The 11605-nt window shown below is 37.9% G+C and carries 11 protein-coding genes and 1 pseudogene; 5 read left to right on the forward strand and 7 right to left on the reverse strand.

Going from position 1 to position 11605, the window contains the following annotated elements:
• The first annotated feature begins 10 nt into the window (after positions 1–10).
• Positions 11–208, forward strand: a complete 198-nt coding sequence (locus F6K06_RS01395; RefSeq protein ID WP_124144455.1) for a hypothetical protein — start codon at positions 11–13, stop codon at positions 206–208.
• A 179-nt stretch (positions 209–387) separates the two neighbouring features.
• Complete coding sequence (locus F6K06_RS01400; RefSeq protein ID WP_124144456.1) at positions 388–597, forward strand: hypothetical protein; 210 nt, start codon at positions 388–390, stop codon at positions 595–597.
• A 161-nt stretch (positions 598–758) separates the two neighbouring features.
• Here F6K06_RS01400 and F6K06_RS01405 read toward each other — a convergent pair whose 3' ends face one another.
• Together F6K06_RS01405 and F6K06_RS01410 are read right to left on the reverse strand one after the other, a co-directional pair.
• Positions 759–1559 (reverse strand): ABC transporter permease, encoded by an 801-nt coding sequence (locus tag F6K06_RS01405; RefSeq protein ID WP_124144457.1) that lies wholly within the window; start codon positions 1557–1559, stop codon positions 759–761.
• A gap of 429 nt (positions 1560–1988) precedes the next feature.
• Positions 1989–3086 (reverse strand): ABC transporter ATP-binding protein, encoded by a 1098-nt coding sequence (locus F6K06_RS01410; RefSeq protein WP_124144458.1) that lies wholly within the window; start codon positions 3084–3086, stop codon positions 1989–1991.
• 280 nt (positions 3087–3366) lie between these two features.
• Here F6K06_RS01410 and F6K06_RS01415 point away from each other — a divergent pair, with 280 nt between their 5' ends.
• Positions 3367–4386, forward strand: coding sequence for a M48 family metallopeptidase (locus tag F6K06_RS01415; protein ID WP_124144459.1), 1020 nt, complete (start codon positions 3367–3369; stop codon positions 4384–4386).
• Positions 4387–4584: 198 nt separating this feature from the next.
• Here the strand turns inward: F6K06_RS01415 and F6K06_RS01420 are convergent.
• Together F6K06_RS01420 and F6K06_RS33685 are read right to left on the reverse strand one after the other, a co-directional pair.
• Positions 4585–4893 (reverse strand): annotated as a pseudogene (locus tag F6K06_RS01420) (zinc ribbon domain-containing protein); the annotation flags it as partial.
• Positions 4894–4909: 16 nt separating this feature from the next.
• Complete coding sequence (locus F6K06_RS33685; protein WP_287289085.1) at positions 4910–5239, reverse strand: transposase; 330 nt, start codon at positions 5237–5239, stop codon at positions 4910–4912.
• A gap of 204 nt (positions 5240–5443) precedes the next feature.
• Between F6K06_RS33685 and F6K06_RS33690 the strand changes: the two genes are divergently transcribed.
• Positions 5444–5746 (forward strand): hypothetical protein, encoded by a 303-nt coding sequence (locus tag F6K06_RS33690; RefSeq protein WP_124143046.1) that lies wholly within the window; start codon positions 5444–5446, stop codon positions 5744–5746.
• Between the two features lie 152 nt (positions 5747–5898).
• Here F6K06_RS33690 and F6K06_RS33695 read toward each other — a convergent pair whose 3' ends face one another.
• On the reverse strand, positions 5899–6156 hold the full coding sequence (locus F6K06_RS33695; RefSeq protein WP_124143045.1) for a helix-turn-helix domain-containing protein: 258 nt from the start codon (positions 6154–6156) through the stop codon (positions 5899–5901).
• 152 nt (positions 6157–6308) lie between these two features.
• Between F6K06_RS33695 and psb28 the strand changes: the two genes are divergently transcribed.
• Positions 6309–6644, forward strand: coding sequence for a photosystem II reaction center protein Psb28 (gene psb28 / locus F6K06_RS01430; RefSeq protein WP_124143044.1), 336 nt, complete (start codon positions 6309–6311; stop codon positions 6642–6644).
• 739 nt (positions 6645–7383) lie between these two features.
• Here the strand turns inward: psb28 and F6K06_RS01435 are convergent.
• Entirely contained in the window at positions 7384–10098 is a 2715-nt protein-coding gene (locus F6K06_RS01435; RefSeq protein WP_287242289.1) for an RNA helicase, read from the reverse strand.
• A gap of 130 nt (positions 10099–10228) precedes the next feature.
• Positions 10229–11443: a transposase gene (locus tag F6K06_RS01440; protein WP_287242286.1), complete on the reverse strand. Its 1215-nt coding sequence runs from the start codon at positions 11441–11443 to the stop codon at positions 10229–10231.
• Positions 11444–11605: the final 162 nt, after the last annotated feature.

Consider the following 11605-nt stretch of genomic DNA (forward strand, 5'->3'; position numbering starts at 1 on the left):
CTAGAGAAAGTTGAGTTCCTTTTTTCTTTACGAGGACTATATAAAACGGAAGATTTTTCTGGATAAAACTATAGGAAAAGGTTTTCCTGTTGAGATTCTAGAAACATGGCTCAAACTATTGAATACTCACTCAGAAGGTCAAGAGGTAGAAGCAGAATTTATGATTAGTAAAGCTTGGTATTTTCTAAATCATAAAACACTCAGATAAATGCGATAAAATCTAACAGACACTTACAAAAAATATGTAGGCAAATTTATTCAGTGGGCAAATCAACAGGAGCGTTTAGATTTAACTCTATTGAGTTAATTAGTGGAGGACTTATTGAGTACATCACTGAAATCTGGTGTCGGTAAAAATCAATTGATGAAAGTCTATAGAATTTGTTAATGTCTGAAGGTGTATTATCAAAGTTGAGCAATGAAGATTGTCTGAAGTTAATAAATGTTCACAGGTATTTAGGTGCAAATACATTATTGTTACCATTAACCAATTTAGATGACAGAGTGAAAAATTTTTCTCTGGAAGAAAAGAAGTATTTGGAGAAATATAAAAGAGAAATAGTAGATCCGTTTCAAGACTTTCTACTTAATCAATAACAAGACACTTATCTTCAGCTTTATTTACACACACTCTCTTATTTTTTCCTATCAGTCAAATACACTACTAGCAGACAAGATGCCCACAGTACAGTCATAAAAAAACCTTCTCCCTTATGAACCTTTCTTTCCCTTCTTCCTTCTTTCTTCCTCCTTCCTCATTAAGAACGCTGGAACCGTAAAGCATCAATTGATTGAGCAGTTAAAAATACTCCCAAAACAAGATAACTCAACAACATAATTATGCTGCTAGTATCCACAAGTCCCTGAATAATATTAGTGTAATGTGTCAGCATTGATAAATGTCTTAATGCCTCTGCTAAAGGACCACTAACATTATTTGCTACAACATCAATTACCCACAAAAATAATACTAAAGCAAAGGTAAGAATGGCAGACAAAATTGTACTATCTGTTAAAGAAGAAATAAACATTCCTAATGATAATACTGCTCCAGCTAGTAATATTAAACCACCATGTCCTAACAAAAGTAAAACTGGCGAAATAGGTGGTTCAGCAGCACCAATAGCAATAGCTTCTAACCCTAACAATGGCAATACCATAGAAATATAAAATGTTAATACAGCTAATAATTTTCCTGTTGCTACTGCCCAGTTAGTTATAGGTGAAGTTGCTAATAATTCTAAAGTGCCTCGTTTTCTTTCTTCTGCATATAAACTCATGGATAACATCGGCAGTAAAAACAAAGAAAGAGAACCCATAATACCCAAATAAGCCTTCAAAAATTCGTAGGGCGCATCGACTGGCGGTTCAGTAATTCCTAATTGGTCTCTAGTCGCAATTTGTTGAATAATTCCATCAGGTCCTAATAAAATAGCAACTAAAAAATATCCTGCCAATAACCAAAATATTCCTGTAATTGCATAAGCTAATGGTGATGCAAAATATCCTTGTAACTCTTTTCTGTAGATTGCCAAAATATTGCTAATTACTACTAGCATTACTTAATTTCCTTTTGATTTTTTTGTGGTCTGGAAGTGATATCAAATCCGGTTGAATACTTATTATATAGTTGAGAGTAGGGGAGTAGGGGAGTGGGGGAGTGGGGGAGATTAAATAGACATCTCCAATAATAAAAAATCCAATCAATTATCCCAGAGAAATTATCAATTATTTCCCTGTATGGATCTTGCATGCAACGTCCCTACTCTTTTGGAGGAGAGGTCTAATAAGATTGAATGAGCGTAAATTGGCAGTAACTTTTAATTCCCTCTCAATTTTTCAATTGCTTTTACCTCCTCCTTATGCTTACCGAAAAATTGTGGTGGAAAGCCTCCTCTTTTAAGAGGATAAAAAGAAAAAATTTTCCTTCGACTCAATCCTCTTCTTTTCAAGGATAGGTAATAATTAATAATTGTTCAACGATCACCTCAATTTTTCTTTTCTTCTTGAGCATCTTTTTCTGTCACATCTTGCCAAGGATCGGGAAGAGGATTTTGATTTTTATGAAGTTCAATATTTCGGTCATTATTCACTTTATCTATGACAGAATTTGCCGATGCTTCAATCGATGAATTTTTAGGAATATCACCTGTAGTTAACCCTAAGAAAACATCTTCTAAACTAGCACGAGTTCGGCGCAACTCGCATAAACTCAAACCATTTTTAACTATAGTATTAGCAATTTCTTTTCCTGGTTCCATATCTGGTTGAGATTTTATTTGTATTCTGAAGCGACTTTCATTATCTGACTTAACTTTTTCTAGAGATTGAACCCCCGGAACTTCAGCTAATAACTTTAATCCTGTTTCCATTGCCCGATCTTCTCCCTCAATTTCTACTTCATATCCCCACCCACTTGCTGATTTATTACTCATTTCTTCAGGACTACCTGTAGCAACAATTTCACCATAATTAATAATCGTCACTCGATTACAAGTCATACTAACTTCCGGCAAAATATGAGTAGACAAAATAATTGTATGGTCATTAGCAAGACTCTTAATCAAATTTCTCACTTCAATAATTTGTCTAGGGTCAAGACCAACAGTAGGTTCATCTAATATAATTACTTGCGGGTCATGTACCAAAGCTTGAGCAATACCAACCCTTTGTTTATAACCCTTAGAAAGTTTTCTAATTAATATTTTCCGCTTATCTAATAACCCACATCTCTTCATTGCCACCTTAACTTTAGAAGAGCGATCGCCCGCAGGAACACGTTTAATTCTTGTCACAAAAAATAAAAAACTTTCCACAGTCATTTCTGGATACAAAGGCGGAATTTCTGGTAGATAACCAATCAATTGTCGTACTGCCATAGAATCTTCATGGACATCATAACCAGCAATTTTAGCCGTGCCACTCGTAGCAGGCAAATATCCAGCTAATATCCGCATTGTTGTAGTTTTACCTGCACCATTCGGACCTAAAAATCCCAATATTTCTCCTTGTTGTACAGCAAAGGATACCTCCTTAATTGCTGAGGTTGAACCATAAATTTTGCTTAACTTCTCAACTTCAATCATTATGACCTTAAATAAGCGATTAAGTCTAAACTTTTAATGATAAACTATTAATAGGTAGATTACCTCAAATCTTGGGTAAAAATATAGCTTTGCTAACTGACTATAAATCCGATAAAATCATCATTTACTATTTTATACCAGTGAGTTTATTCTAAATTTTTCAAGACAAAACTAGCTATCAATATTGTTTGTCTTAACTTTAAAAAGCATTCCGATACGAAAAATACCGATCGCTAGTTAATAAAAAATTAGTTTAACTTTAACTTTAGGTGAAAATATCATGTTAAAAATTAAAACCATACTAGCCATATTAGCAGTAGCCACATTCCTACTACCCAGCAATCAACTATCAGTTAAGGCCAACCCAACTTCCTCAGAAAATTCTACCCCAACAGAACAGACAAAAGACACCGAACAAGCAAAAAATATATACGAACAGGCCAAACAAGAACTACCTGATGACCTTTACACACTGTATCGAATCGTTGACCGTATTGCTAGAGCAAATGGACTAGACGAAAAACCTTGGCGAATCATCATATTTCCCAAATATGAAATCAATGCCTTTGCTACAGAAGTTAATCTTATTGCGATGTACAACGGCATCCTAGACCAACTTGTAGGAGATGCCTCTGCCATAGCTTGCGTAGTTGCCCACGAAATGGCACATCATACTGAAAGGCACATAGCTTTAGCCCCAGTAGAAAAACTTGCTTTGATCGAAAAAATTGAACAAGAGGCTCAACAAGAAGTTTTAGCAGAAAAACAGGATGCTCAAGCAGAGGCAACTGGTATGTCTATCGGAGGTACTGCAGCTAGAGTATTTGGAGGCAGAGCAGGGAGAGTTGGTGGTGCTGTTTTGGGCAATGCTAGTCGTCAACGCACTAAAGCAAGCCAAGAAAAAATAAATGAAATTGTTGCTCAGAAAAAAGAAGAATTAGAACAAACTTTGGCTGAAGAAGGCCGTAAAAGAGAATTGGAAGCTGACGAAAAGGGATATTTGTATTCAGCAAAGGCAGGTTTTGAACCAGAAGGTTGTTTAAGAGCAATGAATGTTTTGCTGCAAACTCCAAGCGCTGAATTTGATACTACTCATCCCGCTGTACCTAAACGTATTGAAGCTCTAAAAGATTTAATGGTCAAATCTCCAGCAACATCTCTAGTAGAAGAGGCTAAAGCCCTTATTTCTCAAACTGAACCTTTGAGTTATGATTTTTCTAAAGATGGAGCATCTTTGAGAGTTAATTCTAGCCGTGGTGGTTCCTCTGGAGATGATATAGAACGTTTATTTGATTATTAGACATCTGGTAAAAATCAAAAAGAAAATCAATTCTTATCCATAAATTATCAATTATTTCCCTCCTGGGAGGGGTTCGGGGTTGGTTCCCTGTTGCCAGATAAGCTGTTGCCTGTTGCCTCTTTTCTGGAGATGTTTATTGACATCCTCTCTGGTCTAAAGACGCGGAGATTCCTACCGAACCTTAGTTCTTCGGCGAGTTTACGTTTTGCTAGCGCAAAGCTCCGCTAATACAGGGTGCTGCTTCCTTGGCGGTAGTCTGATGCTTCCCTCCACGTCTGTTTTGAGTCTCCGCAATTTGCAGCTCCTCCTCCGGAGGCATGTCCAAGGAGCGACTAATATATTTATTGCTGCATTTTCATCCTGGTCGTGTTTAGCTCCACAACCCAGACACTCCCATTCTCCTACTTTCAGGTCTAATTTCCCACCAGGAAAACGGCAACATGAACACACTTGGGTAGTCGCCTCCCAACAACTAATTACTCTTAGCTCACGACTGTACTTTTCTGCTTTTCCTTCTAACTAATCAGGTACGAAATTGTCTCCAGCCTAAATCACTTATGGCTCTGGACAATTTCCGGTCTCTTGGTGCGCGTTCCCTCTCTTGGTCGGCGTTCCTATGGCGAGGAGACCGTTCCCTACAATCCCGGAACGGGAACGCCGGGTTCCGACCGCTTGCGACTGGTGTCGTCGCGGGGTAGCACCGCTTCTTAATCATACCAGAAACGTTTCCTTCGGAATGCTTCGCAAACAAATCTTCCAGAATAATTGTTTGGTTTTCACGAATTATTTCAGTGGATAATTTATGTAGAAAATCGGTTCTAGTGTCTTTTAATTTGGCATGTTTGCGTAGCATGACCTAGGAAAATTTAGCCACCCTAAGTCTGGCTTTTTCGTATCTTTTAGATCCTTGAGTTTTCTTAGATAATGATTTACTGAATTTCCTATATTTTTTAATTCGTTTTTTTAATAGAGTTGTTGGGAAATAACAATTGAACAATGCTCAAAACCTTATAGAATAAGCTTTTCATGATTCTAGAACTGAAAAACGCTATAAACTTTGACCAATAACGGTTTTAGCCATTTTTTTAGCTTAATTCCCAACAACTCTAATGGTTTTGGCGCATCTACTTTTTCACCATTACTGAATGTGGCAAAAGTTTTGATTCCTAAATCTATGTCTACTGAATTTCTAAATTTTAGTAGTATTTGCGGTGGAATTTCTACGACAAAACTCAGAAAATATCTGTTAGCTGCATCTTTGATGACTGTTACTGATGATGGTTATCCTGGTAAAGGTCTTGACCAGACTACTTTGAAAAACCCTATTTTCGCTAAGTATACTTTGTCTTCATGTACTTGAAAACCTCTTAAGGTAAACCTAGCAGTTTGTCTTGACCTTCGCTTTTTGAATTTGGGAGGTTTAATCGCTTTACCTTTTCTTTTACCTAGGGACATTGCATGCAAGGTCCGTACACTAAAAAAGTTTTGGTAAGCCTGGTTTAAATCATTTAATCATTGTTGTAATGGGACTACAGAAACTTCTGACAACCATTCTCTATTTTCTGTTTTTTTTGCTTGAGTAATAAAGAGTTTTTGTAGTTCAGAGTTACTTGGTTTTTTCTCACCTAAAATATACTTTTCCTGATAGCAAGCTAGGCTATCGTTCCAGATTGTGCGGACACAACCAAATAGCTTTGCTAATCGGTGTTTTTGTCCAACTGTTGAATCAATTCGATATTTGTACCTGGCTTTAATTATTATCGTTTTCAACTAACAATGATATAGCATATTTGTGGGTATCAAATCAAATCAAAAGTCCCCCTAGAAGGGGAAGGCGTAACTACCCAGTTTTTCGGTGAAACTCGATCAGATTGTGTTTATAATAATACTTTAACGATTGCTTAAGGATTAAAAAGATACTGATGACTGCAATTCAATTTATTCAAGGTGTTGATGAAGAGGCTATACCAGAAGTACGTCTAACCCGTTCTCGTAGCGGTAATCAAGGAACAGCTACATTTATTTTTGAGAATCCTAAGGCTTTAGGCCAAGATGTTACTGAAGATATTACAGGAATGTATATGATTGATGAAGAAGGCCAAATTACCAGTCGCGAAGTTAAGGCCAAATTTATCAATGGTGAGCCGAAAGGGCTAGAGGGACTTTATGTGATGAAATCTAAAGAAGATTGGGACCGTTTTATGCGGTTCATGGAGCGTTATGCTAAAGATCATGGTTTAGAATTTAATCAGGCTTGATTTGTTCCCCAGACCAGTAAGTAACTTTTGAGTCTGGGGCTAACTGCTAAAAGTGAAGTGCCCATAAAGATATCTCTGAAAAAGGTGGTCTTATACCAATTTGATAAATGTTTGCTACAAATCGCTTGGTCATTTATTAGTTAGGTAGGACTCAGGTAGGGTAGCAGTCGAATTGGCAACGTACAAGAGTCAGAATTAATAGCTTTGATATCGTTATGTAAATCCTATATTATTTTTTAGTCCGTGTTGTCAATATTTGTTAAGACTGCCAAGGATTTAAAAGCAGTGAACCATAGGACTCATTAAATCCAAAGTGGAATTTTAAGGGTGTACCCATGACAAGGGACGTTTAGGAGAGGAGCCGTGATGAGGTGAAAGTCTCACGTCCGGTTCTGAAGACAAGCAGACTCTATAAAGGGCAACTGGAAATGGGTTTGTTTAGTTTAACTATTTGCCTAGTGCTATAATTAATCTTCATTCTGTGAAGCTCCAAAAAAACGAAAAGAATTTCCCCTTGTATCCTCAAAAAAATCATGGTACTATGTAATCATTAGTAGTTGCTCGCACCTACGCATGACTTTTTATTCAACCAATACACAACAATATTAACAGGAGTCGAAGGAAAAGGCGCAGACATATCAAAAGCTTAAAACTCAGACAACGCAAGATTTTTCCATCTTGCTTCCTCCCTCTTCCTTCTTAAAATCTAGGCCACTTTAACCCCTAGAAACATCAACAATTACTTAACTTCCTCATTAACAGGAAAACGGTCTATCAACTGCATCGCCCGATAAGCATTCCGTCGCAAAACATCAGATAAATGAGGCACATGAGGAATCTGAGAAAGAAAATCCAGAGTCCGACGTAAAATCCGGACAACATCACCCTCATCCAGACTCGTATTTTCCACCAACACCTGCCATTCCACCTCCAGTGCCCACTGTTCAACCAAACTAATCAAATCCCTCTCTAACCAAACAGGTAAACTTACCCGATACCGACGCTGCACCTGAAATAACTGATGTCGTAAACTACGCAAACCACCTAAAGCATCCTCTACCTCCATAGACAAATCATAACGCGACCAACTATCAGGTCTGCTAATCTCAGTCACCAGAGCAGCACAAGCAGCAGCCAAATGATGAGGGTCTAGTGAGTCAAGAACACCAGACATCAACGCCAAACCAAGCCACAATTCATTGTCACCTCGGATCGCTGCACAAGCTTGACCAATTTCCGTAGGCACTACCTCATGCAGACAACCAAAATACTGCAAAATTTCAATGAGATTGAGAAACTCCTGCCAGTGGCGTGCCAATTTATCTTCTAACTCAGTTTGGCGATCGCCTATTTCCATCTCCAATATTCCCATTCGTCGCCAACCCTTCAACAAAATACGAGGACTTCCCCATTCCTTCAGCGGATGTTCCTGAATCTTTACTTCCACGGTTGCTACTTTCTGCATTTGTACCAAAACTTCTGGAGCATCTATTGGTGGAGGTACCTCTGGAATTTGTTCAGATAAACTCAGATAAATTTCATCTCCTTTGCGACATTGCCCCAACCTAAAATCTATCTCAGAAGGCAACTCAATTTGTTCTACTGCCACTAAGCGGGGTACATCTGGGTGTAAACCGACAACATCCATTGCTGCTACAACATACCATCGATTATCCTTACCCAAGCACACATAGTAAGAAGACTGACCAGAACCAGGAATTTTAGCTACTAAAGCAGCGGCAATAGGTTTAGCGTCAGACCTCTTCGCAGTAGGAACGTGCTTTCCTTTTAAACTCATAATAGTTCCCGATAGAGCAAAAGACAAAGACAAAGACATCTCCTTAATGCGATTTTCATCCGCTTGCCTTTGCAAAATTTTCAGCAGTCGTTTTTCTTCTTTTACTCTTTCTCGTATCTTCTCATAATCTCTCAGCAACTGCTCTAAATTTACCAAATCATTCTGTTCATAAATCCCTAATTTATTTTGCAAAGAAGTTAACTCTGCCTGCTTTTGCTCAATCTCTATGCGTTCTGCTTCCAGGGAAAGACTAGATAAATATTGACCAAAACTACGTTCGACTAACTCCTTTGCCTCCTCCAAAGTATGAGTTTGCAGCAAATTCAGCACCATGCCATAACTAGGAGTAAACTGACTAACTAGGGGGTCAGCTCCTGAAGTTGCTAAATAAGATGCCTCCTTCGCACCCTCAAACCTAGTCTGGACAGTTAAAACGTAACCTTGAACATCCATCCCCCGTCGTCCAGCTCTACCTGCCATTTGCAGAAATTCTGATGGTTTTAGCAGTCTGTGACCTTCATCCGTACGTTTGGAGAGGCTAGAGATTACAGTAGTACGAGCTGGCATATTAATTCCAGCAGCTAAGGTTTCAGTGGCAAATACTACTTTGATTAAACCTAGCTGAAATAATTCCTCGACTAATCCTTTCCACACTGGTAACATTCCAGCATGGTGGGATGCTATACCTTTGCTTAGGGGTTCGAGTTTTTTAGAGTGAGTTAGGTCTGGGTTAGTATTGAGGAATTTTTGAATTAAATTTTGCAGTTGAATTGTTTCTGTTTCGTCCAGCAAAGTAAGATTGCTGACTTGTGCTATTTCTGCCACTGCGCGATCGCAACCTCGACGGCTAAATATGAAGTAGATAGCTGGTAACATATCCCGCTCTTTGAGTTGAGATAAAACTGCTGGCAATATTGGTTCTAATTGTTTTTCTCTTCTATCTCTACCTATATTATGTCGATTTTTAGGCTTGAGCAAGGGATTTACTCTTTTTTGGTTATTGCTCAGTAGAGGAAATAGACCTTTGCTGTTAGAAAAATTAAATTGGAGAGGTACTGGCCGAAAATCAGAGTAAATCAGTTCAGTTGGCCCATGTACTTTATTGATCCAATCTGTAAGCTGGTCGCTGTTGGCTACTGTAGCGGAGAGAGCTAATAGTTGAATTTCTGATGGACAATAAATTATTAATTCTTCCCATACTGTGCCTCGTTGGCGATCGTTCATGTAGTGGCATTCGTCCAAGACTACGGCTTCTACTTTTTCTAGAGATGTGCCTATTTCTCCTATGGGGGTGCCATAGAGCATATTGCGGAAGACTTCTGTAGTCATTACTAGGACTGATGCTTCCCTGTTAACGGAGGTATCTCCGGTGACTAACCCTACTTTGTCTGCTCCAAATTTGTCCCGGAAGTCCCGCAATTTTTGGTTTGACAGAGCTTTGAGGGGTGTGGTATAGAATACTCGTCGTCCGCGACTTAGGGCACGGTAGATGGCGTATTCTCCAATTAGAGTTTTGCCTGAGCCGGTAGGGGTACAAACAACTACGGATTTTCCAGCGTTTACGGCGACGATCGCCTCTTTCTGGAAGTTGTCTAGTTCAAATGGAAATAAGGTCTTCAGATCCAGCTCTCGGCTGTTCTGGGTTGAGTATGACACTAATGTTTATTTTCTTGACTTTATACAGGTTTTGTGATATTGCCTATTCTGTTTTTTTAATTAACGAGTAAATATTGACACTCTCACCGTTAAATCAAAGATTATAATGGGAGATTCTTGTTTCAGACTCTTAACTAGGTAACAAATCAAACAAGCTGAGTTGCACCCCCGCCAGACCGTCTCCACAAGCTTTTTTGTTAACGGTATGCCCTACCGCTATTAATCCTCTTTTTCTAATTACTTTTGCAGCAGCTACATCCCGATTCACTTGATAACCACAACTGCTACTATTATGTTTTCTATCAGACAGTTTCTTTTTCTGTATATGCCCACATAACGGACATTCTTGAGAGGTATAATTCTTGTCAACTTTGTAATAGTACTTACCTCCTTTCCAGCAAACATAAGGCAATATTTCGTTGATAAACTGACCAATTCCAGAATCCAAGGATTGTTTTCTAACAATACCTTGAGACCAAGATTTAAAATTCATATCTTCAACAAAAATATTGTCTGTAAAATCGCAAAGTTGATGAGCTAGTTTGAAATGCCAATCACGTCTAGTATTAGCTATTTTTTCATGTAGTCTAGCTATTTTATTCTGGAGTTTTAACCAGTTATTTGAACCTCTTATTTTCTTCTTAAGTCTTCTTTGCAGCAATTTCAGCTCGCGCAGTGAACTCAATAAAAATTTAGGATATTTGATTAAATTTCCAGTGGAAGTAGCTACAAAAGATTCTATTCCTGCATCAATGCCTAATGACCTTTCACCTACTGGATTATCTGGGACTGATTCTGATGAAGTAAAGGTAATCATCAGATAATAACCACTAGCTTTTTTGACTATCCTGGCTTGTTTAACCACCATTTCTTCCGGGTATGGCCTACTCTGCTTTAATTTAATCCAACCCAATTGAGGTAACTTGAATCTACCGCAACCCAGACAATTTTTCAGCATGGCAGGAAAGACAAAGCTTCTCATCCTTTTCTTAAATCTTGGAAAGCCTTTGCCTAAACTTTTCATCTCAGAAAATGCCCTGTCTAATTGTTTTAAAGTTTGTTGTAAAACCTGAGCATTTGCTGATTTTAATCTAGGATTAGTTTTCTTAGCTATTGTTAAGTTTTTTGCTTGATGATTGTAATTAGGATAAGGGGCATCAGCAGGAATAATATACTCAGAAATAATTGAACAACTACTAATTGATGATTTTCTCGAATTTAACCAGTCTTTTCGTTTTCTTAAGGCATAGTTATATACACTTTTACAGACATCAAGAATGTGATTAATTTCTGCCTCTTGATGCTGAGTTGGTTTCAGCTTGTACTGGTAAGTTAAAGTAATCAACTTTGTTATTCAACTTCTAAGTAAATACTATTTAATTATAACACAAAATATGCACAGCCTTGACAACTACTAGAAAATTAAGCAAATTAGAAGAAAATTGGGAAACTAGCCTGAAAATTGGCTCTAGAAAATCCACAAAAATTACTGAATTTTTGACTTAAA

This window comes from Okeania sp. SIO1H4, assembly GCF_010672695.1.
Taxonomy (GTDB): domain Bacteria; phylum Cyanobacteriota; class Cyanobacteriia; order Cyanobacteriales; family Microcoleaceae; genus Okeania; species Okeania hirsuta.